Genomic DNA, 20,185 nt, shown 5'->3' with positions numbered 1-20,185 from the left:
ACGAAGGGAAGCACGTCGTGCCCGTCAGTCAGGAAGAAATCATCGCCGGTATCGCCGAGATCATCGAGGAGGTCACCGGTATCGAGCCCTCCGAGGTCACCCCGGAGAAGTCCTTCGTCGACGACCTGGACATCGACTCGCTGTCGATGGTGGAGATCGCCGTGCAGACCGAGGACAAGTACGGCGTGAAGATCCCGGACGAGGACCTCGCCGGCCTGCGCACCGTCGGTGACGTCGTCGCCTACATCCAGAAGCTCGAGGAAGAGAACCCCGAGGCCGCGCAGGCTCTGCGCGCCAAGCTGGAGACCGAGAACCCCGACGCCGTTGCCAACGTCAAGGCGAGGATGGAAGCGGACAGCAAGTGAGTAAACCTTCCACTGCTAATGGCGGTTACCCCAGCGTTGTGGTAACCGCCGTCACGGCGACGACATCGATCGCGCCGGACGCCGAGAGCACGTGGAAGGGATTGTTGGCCGGCGAAAGCGGCATCCACGTCCTCGAAGACGAATACATCACCAAGTGGGACCTGCCGGTGAAAATCGGCGGGCACCTCAAGGAGCCGGTCGACAACCACATGGGCCGGCTCGACTTGCGGCGGATGTCGTACGTCCAGCGGATGAGCAAGCTGCTCAGCGGGCAGCTGTGGGAGACCGCGGGCAGCCCGGAGGTCGACCCCGACCGGTTCTCGGTCGTGGTCGGCACCGGGCTGGGCGGCGCCGAGCGGGTCATCGAGAGCTACGACCTGATGAACGAGGGCGGCCCCCGCAAGGTGTCGCCGCTCGCCGTTCAGATGATCATGCCCAACGGCGCCGCGGCGGTCGTCGGTCTGCAACTGGGCGCCCGCGCCGGGGTGATCACCCCGGTGTCGGCCTGCTCCTCGGGCTCCGAGGCGATCGCCCACGCATGGCGCCAGATCGTCATGGGCGACGCAGACATCGCCGTCTGCGGGGGCGTCGAGGGCCCGATCGAGGCGCTCCCGATCGCGGCGTTCTCCATGATGCGGGCCATGTCGACCCGCAACGACGAGCCCGAGCGGGCGTCGCGGCCGTTCGACAAGGACCGCGACGGCTTCGTGTTCGGCGAGGCCGGGGCCCTGATGGTCATCGAGACCGAGGAGCACGCCAAGGCCCGGGGCGCCAAGCCGCTGGCCCGGCTGCTCGGTGCAGGAATCACCTCCGACGCATTCCACATGGTGGCCCCGGCCGCCGACGGCGTGCGTGCCGGTCGCGCAATGACGCGCGCCCTGGAGCTGGCGGGCCTGTCCGCCAAGGATGTCGACCACATCAACGCGCACGGAACGGCGACGCCGATCGGTGACAGCGCGGAGGCCAACGCCATTCGCGTCGCCGGTTGCGAGCACGCCGCGGTGTACGCGCCGAAGTCGGCGCTCGGCCACTCCATCGGAGCGGTCGGCGCGCTGGAATCGGTTCTGACGGTGCTGACCCTTCGGGACGGTGTCATCCCACCGACGCTGAACTACGAAACCCCGGACCCCGAGATCGACCTGGATGTCGTTGCGGGCGAACCCCGTTACGGCGAGTACCGCTACGCCATCAACAACTCGTTCGGGTTTGGCGGCCACAACGTGGCACTCGCATTCGGGCGCTACTGAGCACGGCGCGTCCGGATAGACAGGGAAGGAACTTTCGCTACACCCATGACGAAGCTGGTTACCGGGGAAACGCTCCCGAACGTAGTCGTCACCGGCATTGCCATGTCCACCGCGCTGGCCACCGACGTCGAGAACACCTGGAAGTCGTTGCTCGACAGCCAAAGCGGGATCCGTGTCCTCGACGACCCGTTCGTCAAGGAGTTCGACCTGCCGGTTCGCATCGGCGGGCACCTTCTGGAGCAGTTCGACGACCACCTCACGCGCGTCGAACTGCGCCGGATGGGCTACCTGCAGAAGATGTCCACGGTCCTGAGCCGGCGGGTGTGGGAGAACGCCGGCACGCCCGAGGTGGATAGCACCCGGCTGCTGGTGTCCATCGGCACGGGCCTGGGCTCGTCGGAAGAGATGGTCTTCAGCTACGACGACATGCGGACCCGTGGGATGAAGGCGGTCTCCCCGCTCGGGGTGCAGAAGTACATGCCGAACGGAGCCGCCGCGGCGGTGGGGCTGGAGCGGCACGCCAAGGCCGGGGTCATCACCCCGATCTCGGCGTGCGCGTCCGGGTCCGAGGGCATCGCCCAGGCGTGGCGCAACATCGTCTTCGGCGAGGCCGACATCGCCATCTGCGGCGGCGTGGAGACCAAGATCGAGGCGGTGCCGATCGCCGCGTTCGCCCAGATGCGCATCGTGATGTCGACCAAGAACGACGACCCCGAAGGCGCCTGTCGCCCGTTCGACCGCGACCGGACCGGGTTCGTGTTCGGCGAGGCCGGCGCGCTGATGGTGATCGAGACCGAGGAGCACGCCAGGGCGCGCGGGGCCAACATCCTGGCCCGGATCATGGGCGCCGGCATCACGTCGGACGGCTACCACATGGTGGCCCCCGACCCCGACGGTGTGCGCGCCGGAGATGCGATGACGCGGGCCATCCAGCTCGCGGGCCTGACGCCCGGCGACATCGACCACGTCAACGCCCACGCCACCGGCACGGCGGTGGGCGACCTCGCCGAGGGCAGGGCCATCAACAGGGCGCTGGGCCCGCACGGCGGCAACGCGGCGGTATTCGCACCCAAGGCCGCGCTCGGCCACTCGGTGGGCGCCGTCGGTGCGGTGGAGTCGATCCTGACCGTGCTCGCATTGCGCGATCAGGTCGTCCCGCCGACGCTGAACCTCGAAAACCTCGACCCGGAAATCGATTTGGACGTGGTCGCGGGCAAGCCGAGGCCGGGCACCTACAACTACGCCATCAACAACTCGTTCGGATTCGGCGGGCACAACGTCGCACTCGCCTTTGGGCGGTACTGATACCACGCTTTACCGAAAGAAGGAGACCTGCGGTGACAATCACGGCCCCCGAGTCGGTCGGCGAGTCGCTGGACCCGCGTGACCCGATGTTGCGTCTGAGCAACTTCTTCGACGACGGCAGCGTCGAGCTGCTGCACGAGCGGGACCGCTCGGGAGTGCTGTCGGCCGCGGGGACGGTGAACGGTGTGCGCACGATCGCCTTTTGCACGGACGGCACCGTGATGGGCGGCGCCATGGGCGTCGAGGGGTGTGCGCACATCGTCAACGCCTACGACACCGCCATCGAGGAGCAGAGCCCGATCGTCGGGATCTGGCATTCCGGTGGGGCGCGGCTGGCCGAGGGTGTGCGCGCATTGCACGCTGTCGGAACGGTTTTCGAGGCGATGATCCGCGCGTCGGGCTACATCCCGCAGATCTCGGTGGTGGTCGGCTTCGCCGCCGGCGGCGCCGCTTACGGCCCGGCCCTGACCGACGTGATCGTCATGGCGCCGGACAGCCGCGTGTTCGTCACCGGACCCGACGTGGTGCGCAGCGTCACGGGCGAGGACGTCGACATGGCGTCGCTGGGCGGACCGGAGACCCACCACAAGAAGTCGGGTGTGTGCCACATCGTCGCCGACGACGAGCCCGACGCCTACGAACGCGGCCGCCGGCTCGTCGGATTGTTCTGCCAGCAGGGGCATTTCGACCGCAACAGGGCCGAGGCCGGTGACACCGACATCAGGGCGCTCCTACCCGAGTCCGCCCGCCGCGCCTACGACGTGCACCCGATCGTGGAGGCCGTCCTCGACTCGGACGCGCCCTTCGAGGAGTTCCAGGCCAAGTGGGCGCCGTCGATGGTGGTCGGCCTGGGCCGGCTGTCCGGCCGGACGGTGGGCGTGCTGGCCAACAACCCGCTGCGCCTGGGCGGCTGCCTGAACTCCGAAAGCGCCGAGAAGGCAGCGCGTTTCGTGCGCCTGTGCGACGCGTTCGGGATTCCGCTGGTGGTCATCGTCGACGTGCCCGGCTACCTGCCCGGCGTCGACCAGGAGTGGGGCGGCGTGGTGCGCCGCGGCGCCAAGCTGCTGCACGCGTTCGGCGAGTGCACGGTTCCACGGGTCACATTGGTCACCCGGAAGATCTACGGCGGGGCCTACATTGCGATGAACTCCCGCTCGCTGAACGCGACGAAGGTGTTCGCCTGGCCGGACGCGGAGGTCGCCGTGATGGGCGCGAAGGCGGCCGTCGGCATCCTGCACAAGCGCAAGCTGGCGGCCGCGCCGGAGCACGAGCGCGAGGCACTGCACGACGAGTTGGCCGCCGAGCACGAGCGGATCGCCGGCGGTGTCGACAGCGCGATCGAGATCGGCGTCGTCGACGAGAAGATCGACCCGTCGCACACCCGCAGCAAGCTGACCGAGGCGCTGGCCCAAGCGCCCGCCCGCCGCGGCCGGCACAAGAACATCCCGCTGTAGGGTTCCGTCTGCCCGCGAGCTGGGGGCACCACCCGCTTGCGGGGGAACGCAAAAGCCGCTCGACACGCCGTGTTTCGAGTGCTTTTGCGTCTTCTCGCGGGATGGATCAGCGGCCCAGGATCGCCGAGAGCGCCTCTTGCAGTTCCTTTTCGGGCTCCGCGGGCATGGCGTCCGAGCGCCAGCCGACGAAGTCGTCGGGGCGCACCAGCAACGCGGCATCCGCCGCCAGGCCGGGGATCGCGTCGGCGGCGCACGCCGTGGCGAGCGGAACACCAAGCCCCGCGGCAACTTTCGCCGCCGCCGCGCGCCAACGCTCGTTGCCGGTGACCAGGGTGAAGCCTGGACGACCCAGGATGTCCAGCGTCGACACGCCCGGGCGCACCCATGCGTGCGGGAGCCGGGTGCCGGGCTGGGCGTTTAGCTCCGGCACGAGCAGCGAATCGTCGGCGTCCGCGGACACGACTGCCGTTGAGCGATAGCGGTATCCGATCAGCAACTCGAACATCGAGCACTCTTCCTCAGCGGGCAGCCGTGGCCCGTCACCACTCGGAGCAAGCAGGGCCAGCGAGGGGCCGGTCAGGGATTGGTGGGCCGCGAATCGGCCCACCGCGTGGCGTTCGACGTGATAGGTGTCGAGCAGCGCGGGGCCGGCGGTGCCGTGGAGGACGGCGGCGATTTTCCAGGCGAGGTTGTGCGCGCTCTGCAGGGCCGTGTTGGCGCCGCCCGCCTTGAACGGCGGCATGGTGTGCGCCGAGTCGCCGACGAGAAACGCTCGACCGCAACGGAATTCCTCGGCGACCTGTTCGTACGGCTGCCAGGCAGCGACCTCGATGACGTCGATGTCGATCGGCTCACCGAAGGCTTTGGTGAGCAGGTCGCGGCATCGGTCGGCCGTGAACTGGTCCGCCGTCTCCCCCGCGGACGGGAAGTACGCGGTGATGAACATCCCGAGATCGTCGTCGACCACCAGGAAGATGCCGTCGACGTCGTCGTTCTTGACCTGCACGCCGTCGCCGTCGGCCAGGTTCGCCACGAACCTGTGCCACGGCGCCCGGAAGTAGATGAAGACGAAGTACATGGGGATGGCGCCGTAGCCGGAGGTGCCGATCCCGAGGCGGTTCCGTACCGGGCTGTGCACGCCGTCGGCGGCGACGAGGTATTCGGCGCGCACGGTCTCGACGTCGCCGGAGTCGCGATCGCGCACCACCGCGGTGACGCCCTCGTCATCCAGATCGAACGAGGACAGTTCCGTCGCGTAGCGCACTTCCCCGCCCCGCCCGCGCGTGTCGGCGAGCAGGATCGGCTCGAGCCTGCTCTGCGGGCAGTACTGGGCGGCCGGTTCCGGGCTGAGGCCGTCCAGGTTGGCGAAGATGGCGTTGACGTCGAGGGCCACCCGTTCCTCGGTGCTGTTGAGCGCCGGCCGGACCATCATCGTGGAGACGTGGTCTCCGACGGCGTGCACCTGGTCGCTCAGCCCGAGGCCCCGCAGGATCTCCAGGCTGCGGAAGCTCAGGTTGCGGGCCTTCGGGTAGATGAACACCTCGCGCCGCTTCTCGACCAGCAGGGAGCGCACTCCCTGTTGCGCGAGCAGGGCCGAGGTGGCGAGCCCGCCGACACCGGCACCGACGATGAGCACGGGAATGCGCGTCTTCATGACAACCCCTCTCCGCATTTCTGACAGTGACTATCGTCTTACAGTCTCTGCCAGAAATCCAGCATCGGGATGGCCTATCCAAATCGCGCCAGGAACTCCTCGGCCACCGCCACCACCCGCTCGCGGTCACGCGGCACCAGCCCGATCCGCGTCCGCCGGTCCACAAGGTCTCCGACCTCCAGCGCGCATTCGTGCGTCACGGCGTACTCGAACTCCGCACGCGTGACGTCGATGCCCTCGGCGACCGGGTCGGCCGGGCGCTCACACGTGGCGCAGCCCACGACCTCGGCCGCCTCGGCCCCGTACCTGGCCACCAGGGACGCGGGCAGTCCGCCGCGGGCAAGGGGACCCGCCCCGATGAGGGGAAGATTGCGCGTTCGGCACCGCCCGGCCGGCAGATGCCGCAGGCTGACGGCGCGGTCCAGGACGTCCTCGGCCATGTAGCGGTACTCCGTCAGCTTGCCGCCGATCACGCTGATCACCCCGGAGTCCGACTCCACGACGGCATGGTCGCGCGACACGTCGGCGGTGCGGCCCTCGCCGGTGTCGATCAGGGGCCGCAGCCCCGCGTAGGCGCCGACGACGTCGCCCGCGCCCAGCGCGGTCCCCAGCGCGGTGTTCACCGTGTCGAGCAGAAACGCGATCTCGTCGTCCGACGGCTCCGGCACGTCGGGGACCGGGCCGGGAGCGTCCTCGTCGGTCAGCCCCAGGTAGACGCGCCCGAGTTGCTCGGGCATGGCGAATACGAAGCGGTTGGTCTCGCCGGGGATCGGAATGGTCAGCGCCGCAGTCGGATTCCCGAAGGAGGCGGCGTCGAACACGAGGTGCGTGCCGCGGCTGGGCCGCAACCGCAGCGCCCCGTCGATCTCGCCCGCCCACACCCCGGCCGCGTTGATAACTGCGCCCGCCGCCACGTCGAACGACTCGCCCGTGCGCCGGTCGGTCAACCGCACCGACGTCCCGGTGGCCCTTGACGCCTCGACATAGGTGAGGATGCGGGCGCCGTGCCCCGCCGCGGTGCGCGCGACCGCGGCGACCAACCGGGCGTCGTCGATCAACTGCCCGTCGTAGGCGAGGAAGCCCCCGTCGAGGCCGTCGCGGCGCACGGTCGGCGCCATCTCCACGACGCGCCCCGCTGACACGCGCCGCGATCGGGGCAGCGTCGACGACGGCGTCCCGGCCAGCGCCCGCAGCGCGTCGCCGGCGAGGAACCCGGTGCGGATCAGGGCGCGCTGGGCGCGCCCCATCGACGGCAGCAGCGGCACCAACTGGGGCATCGCGCGTGCGAGGTGAGGGGCGTTGCGGCGCATCAGGATTCCCCGTTCGACGGCGCTGCGCCGGGCGATGCCCACGTTGCCGGTCGCCAGGTACCGCAGGCCACCGTGGACCAGCTTCGAGCTCCAGCGACTGGTGCCGAACGCCAGGTCGTGCTTCTCCACGAGCGCCACCCGCAGGCCGCGCGAGGCCGCGTCCAGGGCGATGCCGGCGCCGGTGATGCCGCCGCCGATCACGACGACGTCCACCGGTTCACCGTCGGCGAGCGCGCCGAGCTCGGCCGAGCGGCGGGCGGCGTTGAGCGCCCCGCTCACGACAGGTATCCGTTCAGCGCGCGGGCGAGCTCGCCGTCCAGCGTGTCGGCGTCCAGGATCGGCCGCACGATCCGCTCCGACTGAATGGTCGACTGGGTGATGAGCAGGACCATGGTCGCCATCTGCAGGGGGTCGCCGGCGCGGACGCTGCCGTGGCGCTGGGCCACCCGCAGGCGCTCGGCCAGGGCTTCGATCAGCATGTGCTGGCTGGTGCCGAGGCGCTCGGTGATGTAGATCGGCGCGAGTTCCGAGTGCAGCACCGACATCACCAGCGCGTCCTGCCGCAATAGATCCGCGACGGTGATGATCTGGCGCACAAGCGATTCGCGGTCTTCGCCCAGCAGCGGCGCGTCGCGCATCACGTCGGTGATGTGGCGGGTGAGGAGCGCCGCCACGATCGACGGCGTGTCCGGCCAACGGCGGTAGACGGTCGGGCGGCTCACCCCGGCGCGCCGCGCGATCTCCGCGAGGGTCACCCGGTCGACGCCGAAGTCCACCACGCAGCTGGCCGCCGCCGCGAGGATCCGGTCCGCGGTGCCGGATTGTGCGTTACTGATTGACAGCATGTGTAATACTGTAACGCATGACGAACCGCGAGGCACTCCTCCCGCCGATGAAGTGGAACGCCTGGGGCGACCCCGGCGCGGCCAAGCCGCTGTCCGAGGGCATCCGATCTTTGCTGAAACAGGCTGTGGGGGTCGAGGATTCGCAGGAGCGCGAACTGCGGCCCGAGGAGGTGCGGCTCCGCCCGTCGGCACTGTCCGAGGAAGACCGGAGCGCGCTGGAGGCCATCGTCGGCGCCGACTACTGCCGCACCGGCGACCTCGACCGCCTGCTGCACGCGGGCGGCAAGTCCACGCTCGACCTGCTGCGGCGCAAGGACACCGGCATCCAGGACGCGCCCGACGCCATCCTCCTTCCCGGCGACGACGACGCCGTCTCCAAGATCCTGCGCCACTGCTCCGAGCGCCGCATCGCCGTGGTCCCGTTCGGCGGCGGCACCAGCGTGGTCGGCGGGCTGGATCCCGTCCGCGACGGCTTGCGGGCCGTCGTGTCACTCGACCTGCGCCGCCTCGACCGGCTGATCGAGCTCGACGAGGTGTCCGGCCAGGCGGTCCTCGGCGCGGGCGTGACCGGGCCGGACGCGGAGCGGTTGCTTGGCGCGCACGGCTTTTCGCTCGGACACTTCCCGCAGAGCTTCGAGTACGCGACCATCGGTGGCTTCGCGGCGACCCGGTCCTCGGGGCAGGACTCGGCGGGCTACGGCCGGTTCAACGACATGGTCCGCGGGCTGCGTGTGGTCACCCCGGTCGGCGTGCTCGATTTGGGGCGCGCACCCGAATCGGCCGCCGGCCCCGACCTGCGCCAGCTGCTGATCGGCTCCGAGGGCGCCCTCGGCGTCATCACCGAGGTGCGGGTGCGGGTGCACCGCATCCCGGAAGCAGTCCGCCACGAGGCGTGGTCGTTCCCGGACTTCGAGACCGGGGCAGCCGCACTGCGCGCCGTCACCCAGACCGCCACCGGCCCGACCGTCATCCGGCTCTCCGACGAGGCGGAGACGGGCGTCAACCTGGCCACCACCGAGTCGATCGGCGAGAACACGATCACGGGCGGCTGCCTGGCGATCACCGTCTTCGAGGGCACCAAGGAACACGTCGAGAGCCGGCACGCCGAAACCAGCGCGCTGCTCGCCGCACGGGGCGGCACCTCGCTGGGCGAGGGCCCGGCGCAAGCCTGGGAGCACGGCCGCTTCGGCGCGCCCTACCTGCGCGACTCACTGCTCGCCACGGGCGCGCTCTGCGAGACGCTCGAGACCGCGACCGACTGGTCGAACGTTCCCACGCTGAAAGCCGCTGTCACCCAAGCACTTACCAACGCACTTGCCGAGACCGGCACACCGGCGCTGGTGATGTGCCACATCTCGCACGTCTACCCCACCGGCGCGTCGCTGTACTTCACCGTGGTCGCCGGGCAGCGCGGCAATCCCGTCGAGCAGTGGCGGGCCGCCAAAAAGGCGGCGTCGGACGCCATCATGGCCAACGGCGGGACGATCACCCACCACCACGCGGTCGGGGCAGACCACCGGCCCTGGATGCGCGAGGAGGTCGGCGACCTCGGCGTGCAGGTGCTGCGCGCGGTCAAGGCGACACTCGACCCGGCCGGAATCCTCAACCCGGGCAAGCTGATTCCGTGAGGCGCGAGATAGGGAAGGTCATCGCGCTGACCAATCCTGCCTCGGGGCACGGCGCCGCGATCCACGCGGCCGAACGGGCGATCGCCCGGCTGCACCACGCCGGCGTCGAGGTCATCGAGATCATCGGCGACGACGCACAAGACGCGCGCGACCTTGTCGCCGCCGCCCTCGACAAGGGGGCCGACGCGGTGATGGCGACCGGTGGTGACGGCGTCATCTCCAACGTGATGCAGGTGCTCGCCGGAACCGACGTCCCGCTCGGCATCATCCCGGCGGGCACCGGCAACGACCACGCCCGCGAGTTCGGGGTCCCCACCAAGGACCCTGAGGCCGCCGCCGACGTCGTCGTCGCGGGGTGGACGGAGACGATGGACCTGGGGCGAATCCGGTGGTCAGGGGGCGAGAAGTGGTTCGGCACGGTGGCCGCCACGGGGTTCGATTCGCTGGTGACCGACCGCGCCAACCGGATGAGTTGGCCGCATGGGCGGCTGCGCTACTACCTGGCGATGCTGGCCGAGCTGTCGCAGCTGCGGCTGCTGCCGTTCCGGATGGTGCTCGACGGGACTCGCGAGATCGACGACGACCTGACGCTCGTGGCGTTCGGCAACACCCGGAGCTACGGCGGCGGGCTGCTGGTCTGCCCGGCCGCCGACCACGCCGACGGCCTGCTGGACATCACGATGGTGCACGAGGCGTCGCGCACCAAGCTCGTCCGCCTCTTCCCGACCGTCATGAAGGGCACGCACGTCAACCTCGACGAGGTGAGCACGGCGCGCGCCGCGTCGATCCACGTCGAGTGCCCGGGCATCAACGTCTACGCCGACGGCGACTTCGCCTGCGCGCTGCCCGCGGAGATCAGCGCGGTGCCGGGAGCGCTGACGGTGCTACGCCCGCAGGGGTGAAGCGCGGATTCGATATCGCATCCGCTATCGGATCCGGGAGTTACCTATCCCCCGGAGAGGCTTGGTCCCGGAGAGCCCTACCCGACGCCCCTGCTGAGCCACGCCACCTCGCCGGCGTCGCCGCCCTCGCGGTACACCTCGAGCGCCTCGTCCCACGCGGTGCCTAGCACCGAGTCCAGCTCGGCGGCCAGCGTGTCGGCGCCCTGGGCCATCATCGCCCGCAGCCGCATCTCGCCGACCATGACGTCGCCGTTGGCGCTCATCGCCCCGCTCCACAGCCCCAGCTGCGGGGTGTGGCTGAACCGCTGGCCGTCGACGCCCGGGCTCGGGTCCTCGGTGACCTCGAACCGCAGCACTGACCAGGAGCGCAGCGCGTTGGCCAACCGCGAACCGGTGCCCACCGGCCCGACCCAGTTGGTGACAGCGCGCAGCTGCCCCGGCATCGCCGGCTGCGGCGTCCACACCAGGTTGGCCTTGGACTGCAGGGTCGACGACAACGCCCACTCGACATGCGGGCACACCGCCGCGGGCGAGGCGTGGATGTAGACCACGCCGCTCGTCACGTCGGCGAACTGATTCGACGCACGCATCTCCTGCTCCTTTGGTTCCACGAGGGACGTCTTCCCCAACGACCTGGTGGACCCGGCGAGCGGGCGATTCGTGCATTTTTATGTGTCGTGCGTGTCTATTGTGCCCTGTGATGCCCATGTTGCGCTAGTGTGCATTTTTCTCACTGTCCGAATTCGGCCAGGACGGCGTCCGAAAGGGCCGGCCACGGCTCGTGCGCCCACTCCCCGAAGGCCCGGTCGGTGAGGGCCACCAGCGCCAGTTCCGCCTCGGGATCAGTCCAGATGAAACCGCCCGCCTGGCCGAAATGGCCGAACGTCCGGCCCGAGTTGCGCCCACCCGTCCAGTGCGGCGACTTGGCGTCCCTGATCTCGAACCCCATGCCCCAGTCGTTGGGACGCTGCACGCCGTAGCCGGGCAGCACGCCGTCCAGGCCCGGGAACTGCACGGACGTCGCCTCCGCATGCAGGGGCGCCGACACCGTCGACGGGCGCAGCAAGTCCCCCGCGAACGCCGCCAGGTCCGCGACCGTCGACGTCGCGCCGAATCCCGCGGCCGGTGCGCCGCCCTCGAGCCGGGTCGCGGCCATGCCGAGCGGTTCGCACACCGCCTCGGCCAGGTAGCGGCCGAACTCGATCCCGGATTCGCGCTCGACGGTCTCGGCCAGGACCGTGAAGCCATAGTTGGAGTAGATCCGCCGCGCACCGGGCTGGGCCAGCACGCGGTCGGAGTGCATCGACAACCCCGACGCGTGCGCCAGCAGGTGGCGGACCGTCGAGCCCGGCGGTCCCGCCGGGGTATCCAGCTCGACGACGCCCTCCTCGACGGCCACCTGCACGGCCCGGGCCACCAGCGGCTTGGTGACGGACGCCAGGTCGAACACCCGCCCGGCGTCGCCGTGGGTGGCCAGCACCCCGCCCGGCCCGATGACCGCGGCGGCGACGGCCGAAACCGGCCAGCCGGTCACCAGGTCGATAGCGGCCGTCACTTCCGGGCGATGTAGTAGGCGTTGATCGGATCCGACTCGATCTCGGCGACCCGCACGTCGGCGAACCCGGCGTCGCCCAGCATCGAGGTGGCCAGCTGCGTGCCCCAGGCGGTGCCCAGCCCCGCGCCGCCGAGCGCCAGCGACACCGTCATGCAGTGCATCAGCGAGGTCGTATACAGATAGGTGCTCATCGGAACGCCGACGTTCTCCTCCAGCCGGCTCGACGCCTTGATGTCGGCCATCAACAACACGCCCCCCGGGCGCAGCGCCCGGTGGATGTTCGCCAGCACCCGCGCCGGCTCCGCTTGGTCGTGGATGGCGTCGAACACGGTGATGACGTCGTACGCCTCGGCGCGGTCCAGCCGCGCGAGGTTCTGGCTCTCGAAGCCGACGTTGGCCAGGCCCAGGCGCCGGGCCTCCTCGACTCCGGCCGCGACCGCCTCGTCGGAGAAGTCGATGCCGGTGAACCGGCTGGCCGGAAACGCCTGCGCCATGACGTTGATCGCGTGGCCGCTGCCGCAGCCGAAGTCGGCCACGTCGGCCCCATCACGCAGGCGTTCCACGAGGCCGTCGGCCAGCGGCAGCACCACGTCGACGAGCGCGTTGTCGAAGACGGCGGCGCTCTGCTCGGCCATCAGCATGTGGAAGCGGGGGTATTCGCTGTACGGCAAACCGCCGCCCCGGCGGAAGCACTCGATGATCTTCTGTTCGACCTCGCCGAGGAGCGGGATGAACATCGACGCCAACGCCAGGTTGTGCGGACCGGCCGCGCGGGTCAGCACGGCGGCGCGATGCCCGGGCAACGAGTAGGTGGCCGCATCGGCGTCGTACTCGACGACGTGCGCGGTTGTCATGCCGCCCAGCCATTCCCGGACGTAGCGCTCCTCGAGGCCGGCGGCCTCGGCGATGCGCGCGCTGCTGGCGGGCGGCAGCCCGGCCAAGGTGTCCAGCAGGCCGGTCTGATGCCCGATGCTCAACAGCAGCGCCAGGCTCGCGCCGTCGATGGTCGAAACCATGCGCCCGGCGAACTCTTCGACCGTCTCGGGTGGCGTCATGGTCAGCGACGCTACACCGGAATCGCGTGGCGCCGAGCCTGCGTCCACTGCCCCCGATTCGCCCCGATCCACGCACTCAGCGCAGACTGGACGCCGCCACCGCAGGCTCGAGCCCCCGACGATAGGTTGTAGGCCATGAGTCAGACAGTGCGCGGCGTGATTTCGCGGAAAAAGGGCGAGCCCGTCGAGTTGGTCGACATCGTCGTCCCGGACCCCGGCCCCGGCGAGGCCCTCGTCGACGTCATCGCCTGCGGGGTGTGCCACACCGACCTGACCTACCGCGAGGGCGGCATCAATGACGACTACCCGTTCCTGCTCGGCCACGAGGCCGCCGGCACGGTCGAGGCCGTCGGGCCGGGCGTGACCGCGGTCGAGCCGGGCGACTTCGTGATCCTCAACTGGCGCGCCGTGTGCGGCCAGTGTCGGGCGTGCAAGCGGGGTCGGCCGCACCTGTGCTTCGACACCTTCAACGCCGCACAGAAGATGACGCTGACCGACGGCACCGAGCTGACCCCGGCGCTGGGCATCGGGGCGTTCGCCGACAAGACGCTCGTGCACTCCGGCCAGTGCACCAAGGTCGATCCCGCCGCCGATCCCGCCGTCGCGGGCCTGCTGGGCTGCGGCGTCATGGCCGGCATCGGGGCGGCGATCAACACCGGGGCGGTGACCCGCGACGACACCGTCGCGGTGATCGGCTGCGGCGGCGTGGGCGACGCCGCGATCGCCGGGGCCGCACTGGTCGGGGCGCGGCGGATCATCGCGGTCGACATGGACGACACGAAGCTCGAGTGGGCCCGCAAGTTCGGGGCGACCCACACCGTCAACGCCCGGGAGGGTGACGTCGTCGAGGCCATCCAGGGCCTCACCGACGGGTTCGGCGCCAACGTGGTGATCGACGCGGTGGGCCGGCCCGAGACGTGGAAGCAGGCCTTCTACGCCCGCGACCTGGCGGGAACCGTTGTGCTGGTGGGGGTTCCGACGCCCGACATGCGCCTCGAGATGCCGCTGGTGGACTTCTTCAGCCACGGCGGTTCCCTCAAGTCGTCGTGGTACGGCGACTGCCTGCCGGAGCGCGACTTCCCCACCCTGATCGACCTCTACCTGCAGGGACGGCTCCCGCTCGAGCAGTTCGTCTCCGAACGGATCGGGCTCGGCGACGTCGAGGAGGCCTTCCACAAGATGCACGACGGCAAGGTGCTGCGCTCGGTGGTGATGCTGTGATCGACCGCGTGGTGACCCATGGAACGTTCGAACTCGACGGCGGCAGTTGGGAAGTCGACAACAACATCTGGCTCGTCGGCGACGATTCCGAGGTGGTGGTGTTCGACGCCGCCCACACCGCCGAACCGATCATCGACGCCGTCAAGGGCCGCAAGGTGGTCGCCGTGGTCTGCACGCACGGCCACAACGACCACGTCACCGTCGCCCCCGAGCTCGGCCGGGCGCTCGACGCGCCGGTGCTGCTGCACCCCGCCGACGAGGTGCTGTGGCGAATGACCCATCCGGACAAGGACTTCCGAGCCGTCAACGACGACGACACACTGACCGTCGCGGGCACCCGGCTGCGCGCATTACACACGCCCGGGCACTCGCCGGGCTCGGTGTGCTGGTACGCCCCCGAGCTGGCAACGGTGTTCAGCGGCGACACCCTGTTCTCCGGCGGCCCGGGCGCGACGGGCCGGTCGTACTCCGACTTCCCGACCATCCTGCGGTCGATCTCCGGACGCCTGGGCACGCTGCCGGGCGACACCGTCGTGCACACCGGTCACGGCGACAGCACCACAATCGGCGACGAGATCGTCCACTACGAGGAGTGGGTGACCCGCGGCCACTAGCTCAGAGCTGGTAAGGCCCGGCCGCCAACACCGCCGTGCGCCGGGTGCGCCCCAGCCACAGCCCCGACAGCACCGTGGCGCCCAGCCCCGCCACGAACAGCCCGACGAACACCCACAGCAGTGGTCCGGTGGAACCCTTGTGCCCGAAGGCAAGTCGCGGCTCGATGTATCCGTTGACCTGGCCGTCGGTCGTGACGTTGTAGGTGGCCGCGGCGGGGACGTGCGCCACCCACACCCGCACGTGCGCGTCGTTGTTGACCGTCGTTGTGCTGCCCATGCTTTCGGTGATCGCCGGCTGCGCCACGCCGTCGGGCGGGGTGATCGTCAGGCCGAGCGGCGGCACGGGCAGCCCGCCGTTCGGGCTGCCGATGACGACGGTGTGAAAGCTGATCGTGACGTCGCCGGCGGGCAGGCTCACGCTGCCCGAGCCCGGGACCGGCACCTCCCCGTAGACGTTGTACTTGTCGAGGACAAACGCGTTGAGCACCAGCACGGTGACGAAGCCGGCGACTGCCACGACCATCACGACGATGGCGCCGGCGAGGGAGAACTTCGCGAGCCGTCGGCTCCTCATTCAAGGCAGTGTCTCAAAGCCCGTCGGGCGGCGCCAGCGGACCAGGGCGCCGGCCGAGAGGACGAGAGAGACCGCGGGCACCCAGTCACCCAACCGCCGGTACGGCGTCACCGTCGACGCGAGCGGCACGTCGACCAGCACCACGCCGCGAAAGCCGGACCCGCACCACGCCAGCCGGCGGCCGCGCGCGTCGAAAGCCGAACTGTCACCGGACGATCCGGCATGCACCGCGGGGAGTCCCGCCTCGACGGCGCGCACCGCGGGTTGGGCGCCCAGCTGCGGCTGCGCCCAGCTGCCCTGGAACGACGACGTCGAACTCTGGTACGCCAGGAGCCCGGCACCGAGGAGCGCCTCGCGGCGCGCCAGGTCGGGAAAGAGCGTTTCGTAGCTCACCAGGGGCCCGATCGCGAGCGCGTCCGCGCGCAGCACGACGGGCCCGCCGCCCCGCTCGCGGTCCTCGGCCGCGGCGCCGCTGAACCGGGTGATCCACCCGAAAAGCGGTCGCAGCGGCACGTATTCACCGAAGGGCACCAGCCGGGTCTTCCGGTAGCTGCCCAGCGATCCGGTCGGGCCGACCAACACCGCCGACTTGCGGATCCGCCCGTCGGGCGCGCGGGCGTCGACGTTGACCAGGATGTCGGCGCCCACCCGGCGCGACAGCTCCGAGAGGCGGGCCAGCGCCTCGGGGTGGCTGTCGAGGTCCGCGCCGACGCTGCTTTCGCCCCAGACCACCAGGTCCACCGGTCGTCCCGCGAGTGACGCGGTCAGTGCCTCGCCCGCCGCCTCGCGCTCACCGGAGTCCACGATGTCGCCGGGCTGCACCAGCGCGACGCGCACCGTCCGTCCGCCCTCCGGCGCCGAAAGCAGGTACCAGACCGGGCCGACCGCCACCGCCGCCACGATGCACGCCAACGCGCCGAACCGGACCCGCAGGACCCGGCACACCAGCAGGACAACGACGGCCGTGTTCGCCGCGGCCACAAGCCAACTCGTCAACCACACCCCACCCAACGACGCCGACGCCAGCGTCACCCTCCGGGCCCACTGCGAGGCCCCCAGCGGCGCCCACGCCCCGCCCAGCGGCGGCCAGGACCGCGCGGCCTCGGCCGCCACCCACGCGCAGGGGAGCGTGACGACCGCGGCGAAGGCGCGCCCGGCGCTCGGCGGTGCGGCCAGGAGCCGATGTGTCAGGAACGCCCACGGCAGCCACAGCGCGGCGACTCCTGCCGCCAGGGGCACCAACACCGGGCCGACGCTGCCCGCCAGCCAATACTGGGTGGCCAGCACGAACCCGGTCACCCCGCACCAGCCGCGCTCGCACGCGTGCCACGGCCGGGGCGCCGCCCGCACCAGCATCAGCAGCGGCATCAGGGCGAACCACGCGAGCCACCACCATGCCGGCGCGGGGAACGCGAGAGCGGGCAGCGCGCCGGCGACCAACCCCGCCGCCGCGCCGCGGATGCGCTCGGGCTTCGCGGACGGCGACACAGAGAGCACACTAGGACGTGGCTTATACCGATTGAGGAGTGATGCGCATGGCCCAGGATCTCGTCGCGACCGTGCCCGACATGTCGGGGAAGCTGGTCGTCATCACCGGCGCCAACAGCGGCCTGGGCTTCGGCCTCGCCCGGCGCCTCTCGGCCGCCGGGGCCGACGTCGTCATGGCGATCCGCAACCGCGCCAAGGGCGAGGCGGCGATCGCCGACATCCGCGCCACCGTTCCCGATGCGAAGCTCACCATCAAGTCCCTCGACCTGTCGTCGCTGGCCTCGGTCGCCGCGCTGCGCGAACAGCTCAACGCCGAGGGCCGCCCCGTCGACGTCCTGATCAACAACGCCGGGGTGATGACGCCGCCCGAGCGCGACACCACCTCCGACGGCTTCGAATTGCAGTTCGGCAGCAACCATCTCGGGCACTTCGCGCTCACCGCCCACCTGCTTCCGCTGCTGCGCGCCGCCAACCGCGCGCGGGTGGTCTCATTGAGCAGCCTGGCCGCCCGGATGAACGCCAGGATCCACTTCGACGACCCCCAGTTCGAGAAGTCCTACAAGGCGATGGCGGCCTACGGCCAGTCGAAGCTGGCCACGCTGATGTTCGCCCTGGAGCTGGACCGGCGCAGCCGCGCCGCCGGCTGGGGCATCGTGTCCAACGCCGCGCACCCGGGACTGACCAAGACCAACCTGCAGATCAGCGGCCCCTCGCACGGCCGCGACAAGCCTTCGGTGATGCAGCGCCTGTATACGACGTCCTGGCGCTGGGCGCCGTTCTTCTGGCAGGAGATCGACGACGGAATCCTGCCGGCGCTGTACGCCGCGGCCACGCCGCAGGCCGAGGGCGGCGTGTTCTACGGGCCGCGCGGCTTCTACGAGGCCGCCGGCGGCGGGGTGAAGGAGGCCCATGTGCCGGCCCCCGCCCGCAACGAGGACGACCGCCGCCGGTTGTGGGAACTGTCCGAGCAGCTCACCAAGGTCAGCTACCCCAAGCCAGCCTGACTATCGTTTCCTCCATGCGGCCGGAGCCACGAATGCCTGAGTCGAGCATCGTCGTCCGGCCGGAGCCGACGGACAGCGCGACGTTCACGCCGTCGTCGCGCCTGCAGGCCGCCGGCCTGTCACAGGCCATCGCGCTGCTGGAACGCGCCGCGGAGAGCGTGCCGCTGCCGGCCCCGCCGCAGCCGATCGTCATCGCCGACTACGGCGCCGCCAACGGCCACAACTCGCTGCGACCGATGGCGGAGGCGATCGCGGTGCTGCGCCGGCGGACCCGCCACGATCACGCAATCCTGGTGGCGCACACCGACGCCCAGCACAACGACTTCACGGCGTTGTTCCGGACCCTGAACGAGGACCCCGACAGCTACCTGCAGAAGGACACGGCGAGCTTCGCCTCGGCCATCGGCCGGTCCTTCTACGGGCAGATCGTGCCGTCCAAGACCGTCAACCTCGGCTGGTCATCCTGGGCGACGCAGTGGCTGAGCCGCGTCCCCTGCGAATTCGACGGCCACGTGCACGTGTCGCGCTGCCACGACGAGGCGGCGCGGACGGCCCACGCCGACCAGGCGGCCATCGATTGGCACAACTTCGTCGCGTTCCGGGGCCGCGAGCTGGCGCCTGGCGGCAGGCTGGTCGTGGTGACGCTGGCGGCCGACGACGAGGGCGGCGCCGGCTTCGCGCCCCTGCTCGAGGCCATGTTCGCCGCCCTGCGCGAGCTGGCCCGCGACGGCCTCTTCGGCCGGGATGAATTGCGGCGCATGGCCATTCCGACGCAACCACGCAACGAAAAGGACTTGCGCGCGCCATTCGCCCCGAAGGGTCGGTTCGAAGGGGTGACGATCGACCACCTCGAGACGTTCGACGCCGAGGACCGGTTCTGGGCGCGGTTTCAAATTGACGAAGACGCAAACGCTTTCGGCGCGCAGTGGGCGGCGTTCTCGCGTGCCGCGTTGTTCCCCGCGCTGGTCTGCGGGCTCGACGGCGGGGCCGGCGACCCGCGCGCGCCGGAGTTCGCCGAGCAGTTGGAGACGGCCATCGCCGAGCGGCTCGCCGGCTCCCCCGAGCGGATGCGGATCCCGCTGGCGCTCGTCGAACTTGTCAAGCGGTGAGTTTCGACACAACGGCGCAGCGGGTAACCGTCGGGGAATGGTCGAAACTCGCGACTACGAGGGGATAGCAGCATGACCGTGCAGCACGACAAGGACGCCGACCGCGACGAGACCCGGCAGCCCACCGAGCAGGACGAACAGCGGTCGAACGACCCCGAGCAGTCAGAGGACCAGGAGCAGTCGACCGGCGGCGAGGACCGGGCGACCGAAAAGCCGGAGCCCGACGAGGACGACAAGAAGGCCGCCGCCGAGATGATGGAGGCCTATAAGGACAAGCCCACCATCGTGTTGCCCGGCTCCGGCGGCATGGTCTCCGGCACGGCCGTCAACGAGTGGCTGGACGACGACGGCAACCCCAAATACGAGATCCCCGACGACGCCTCCGACGATCAGAAATCCAAGGCCGAGGAAGCGCGCAACGACGAAGAGAAGAAAGATCAGGTCGAGAAGGACAAGGAGCTCAACGAGAAGCTCCGCGAGGCCGCGGATCAGGAAAACAAGGGCGAAAACGACTGACCGGCAACCGCGTTCAGCGAGCGATCCGCCCGAACTCCTGCAGGATCTGGTTGAGGCGGTCGAGCCCGGGGATCGGCTCGTTGATCCCGGGGATCGGGGGCAGCTGAGGAAGCGCGGGTATCCGCGGTAAAGCCGGCAGGGGGGGCGCCCCAAGCCGGCCCGCCCGTCGTCGCGGCGCGCCCCTCGTCGCGGTGGCGGGGCCCCGTAGTCCCGTGGTCGTGAGGACCCCGCGCTTTTCCGCGCGCCTGGCGGGCTTGGCCAACCGGCCCAACCCCCGCCAGCGGCGCAGCCGACCCAATCCCGATGCGACGATGTCGCTCGTCGATCACCTCACCGAGC

At 70.4% G+C, this 20,185-nt stretch carries 19 protein-coding genes and 1 pseudogene; 12 read left to right on the top strand and 8 right to left on the bottom strand.

The window, feature by feature from the left end; translation table 11 throughout:
* Nucleotides 1–17 precede the first annotated feature (17 nt).
* Genes acpM through GPY60_RS05380 form a run of 4 tightly spaced genes read left to right on the top strand, consistent with a single transcriptional unit; the run spans nt 18 to nt 4,371 of the window.
* Nucleotides 18–365, top strand: a complete 348-nt coding sequence (gene acpM / locus GPY60_RS05395) for a meromycolate extension acyl carrier protein AcpM (protein WP_156686610.1) — start codon at nt 18–20, stop codon at nt 363–365.
* On the top strand, nt 362–1,612 hold the full coding sequence (gene kasA / locus GPY60_RS05390) for a 3-oxoacyl-ACP synthase KasA (RefSeq protein WP_156686609.1): 1,251 nt from the start codon (nt 362–364) through the stop codon (nt 1,610–1,612). The genes acpM and kasA overlap by 4 nt, the downstream gene beginning before the upstream one ends.
* 45 nt (nt 1,613–1,657) lie before the next feature.
* Entirely contained in the window at nt 1,658–2,917 is a 1,260-nt protein-coding gene (gene kasB / locus GPY60_RS05385; RefSeq protein ID WP_156686608.1) for a 3-oxoacyl-ACP synthase KasB, read from the top strand.
* A 32-nt stretch (nt 2,918–2,949) separates the two neighbouring features.
* Nucleotides 2,950–4,371, top strand: a complete 1,422-nt coding sequence (locus GPY60_RS05380; protein ID WP_156686607.1) for an acyl-CoA carboxylase subunit beta — start codon at nt 2,950–2,952, stop codon at nt 4,369–4,371.
* Between the two features lie 106 nt (nt 4,372–4,477).
* Here GPY60_RS05380 and GPY60_RS05375 read toward each other — a convergent pair whose 3' ends face one another.
* The 3 genes from GPY60_RS05375 to GPY60_RS05365 are packed head-to-tail and all read right to left on the bottom strand — an operon-like array spanning nt 4,478 to nt 8,180.
* A complete protein-coding gene (locus GPY60_RS05375; protein ID WP_156686606.1) occupies nt 4,478–6,043 on the bottom strand; it encodes an FAD-dependent monooxygenase in 1,566 nt (521 codons plus the stop codon).
* Between the two features lie 56 nt (nt 6,044–6,099).
* A complete protein-coding gene (locus GPY60_RS05370) occupies nt 6,100–7,623 on the bottom strand; it encodes a glycerol-3-phosphate dehydrogenase/oxidase (RefSeq protein WP_156686713.1) in 1,524 nt (507 codons plus the stop codon).
* Complete coding sequence (locus GPY60_RS05365; protein WP_156686605.1) at nt 7,611–8,180, bottom strand: TetR/AcrR family transcriptional regulator; 570 nt, start codon at nt 8,178–8,180, stop codon at nt 7,611–7,613. The genes GPY60_RS05370 and GPY60_RS05365 overlap by 13 nt, the downstream gene beginning before the upstream one ends.
* 47 nt (nt 8,181–8,227) lie before the next feature.
* On the opposite strand from GPY60_RS05365, the gene GPY60_RS05360 reads away from it, so the two are divergent.
* Both GPY60_RS05360 and GPY60_RS05355 read left to right on the top strand, forming a co-directional pair.
* Nucleotides 8,228–9,808: an FAD-binding oxidoreductase gene (locus GPY60_RS05360; RefSeq protein ID WP_156686714.1), complete on the top strand. Its 1,581-nt coding sequence runs from the start codon at nt 8,228–8,230 to the stop codon at nt 9,806–9,808.
* Entirely contained in the window at nt 9,805–10,710 is a 906-nt protein-coding gene (locus GPY60_RS05355) for a diacylglycerol kinase (RefSeq protein WP_156686604.1), read from the top strand. Before GPY60_RS05360 ends, GPY60_RS05355 begins: the two co-directional genes overlap by 4 nt.
* Nucleotides 10,711–10,787: 77 nt before the next feature.
* Here the strand turns inward: GPY60_RS05355 and GPY60_RS05350 are convergent, their stop codons facing one another.
* From GPY60_RS05350 to GPY60_RS05340, 3 genes are all read right to left on the bottom strand, one after another.
* A complete protein-coding gene (locus GPY60_RS05350) occupies nt 10,788–11,300 on the bottom strand; it encodes a DUF3145 domain-containing protein (protein WP_156686603.1) in 513 nt (170 codons plus the stop codon).
* Nucleotides 11,301–11,440: 140 nt separating this feature from the next.
* On the bottom strand, nt 11,441–12,253 hold the full coding sequence (locus tag GPY60_RS05345; protein ID WP_370462654.1) for a serine hydrolase domain-containing protein: 813 nt from the start codon (nt 12,251–12,253) through the stop codon (nt 11,441–11,443).
* An 8-nt stretch (nt 12,254–12,261) separates the two neighbouring features.
* Entirely contained in the window at nt 12,262–13,320 is a 1,059-nt protein-coding gene (locus GPY60_RS05340; protein ID WP_156686601.1) for a class I SAM-dependent methyltransferase, read from the bottom strand.
* Between the two features lie 135 nt (nt 13,321–13,455).
* Between GPY60_RS05340 and GPY60_RS05335 the strand changes: the two genes are divergently transcribed.
* Both GPY60_RS05335 and GPY60_RS05330 read left to right on the top strand, forming a co-directional pair.
* A complete protein-coding gene (locus GPY60_RS05335; protein WP_156686600.1) occupies nt 13,456–14,541 on the top strand; it encodes an S-(hydroxymethyl)mycothiol dehydrogenase in 1,086 nt (361 codons plus the stop codon).
* Nucleotides 14,538–15,155 carry an MBL fold metallo-hydrolase gene (locus GPY60_RS05330; RefSeq protein WP_156686599.1) on the top strand — a complete coding sequence of 206 codons (618 nt, stop codon included), beginning with the start codon at nt 14,538–14,540 and terminating at the stop codon, nt 15,153–15,155. Before GPY60_RS05335 ends, GPY60_RS05330 begins: the two co-directional genes overlap by 4 nt.
* A gap of 1 nt (nt 15,156) precedes the next feature.
* On the opposite strand, the gene GPY60_RS05325 is transcribed toward GPY60_RS05330, so the two are convergent.
* Both GPY60_RS05325 and lnt read right to left on the bottom strand, forming a co-directional pair.
* A complete protein-coding gene (locus GPY60_RS05325; RefSeq protein WP_156686598.1) occupies nt 15,157–15,729 on the bottom strand; it encodes an SHOCT domain-containing protein in 573 nt (190 codons plus the stop codon).
* Nucleotides 15,730–17,169 (bottom strand): apolipoprotein N-acyltransferase, encoded by a 1,440-nt coding sequence (gene lnt, locus GPY60_RS05320; RefSeq protein WP_156686712.1) that lies wholly within the window; start codon nt 17,167–17,169, stop codon nt 15,730–15,732. It lies immediately after the preceding gene.
* Between the two features lie 95 nt (nt 17,170–17,264).
* Between lnt and GPY60_RS05315 the strand changes: the two genes are divergently transcribed.
* From GPY60_RS05315 to GPY60_RS05300, 4 genes and pseudogenes are all read left to right on the top strand, one after another.
* Nucleotides 17,265–18,221 (top strand): SDR family oxidoreductase, encoded by a 957-nt coding sequence (locus GPY60_RS05315; RefSeq protein WP_156686597.1) that lies wholly within the window; start codon nt 17,265–17,267, stop codon nt 18,219–18,221.
* Between the two features lie 14 nt (nt 18,222–18,235).
* Nucleotides 18,236–19,330: an SAM-dependent methyltransferase gene (locus GPY60_RS05310; RefSeq protein ID WP_156686596.1), complete on the top strand. Its 1,095-nt coding sequence runs from the start codon at nt 18,236–18,238 to the stop codon at nt 19,328–19,330.
* A 252-nt stretch (nt 19,331–19,582) separates the two neighbouring features.
* On the top strand, nt 19,583–19,846 hold the full coding sequence (locus GPY60_RS27670) for a hypothetical protein (protein WP_370462653.1): 264 nt from the start codon (nt 19,583–19,585) through the stop codon (nt 19,844–19,846).
* A gap of 218 nt (nt 19,847–20,064) precedes the next feature.
* A pseudogene (locus tag GPY60_RS05300) lies at nt 20,065–20,185 on the top strand (twin-arginine translocase subunit TatC); the annotation flags it as partial.

This window comes from Mycobacterium sp. Marseille-P9652, assembly GCF_902652685.1.
GTDB lineage: Bacteria > Actinomycetota > Actinomycetes > Mycobacteriales > Mycobacteriaceae > Mycobacterium.
The sequence above is the reverse complement of the archived record's forward strand: the minus strand, read 5'-3'. Positions and strand labels throughout refer to the sequence as shown.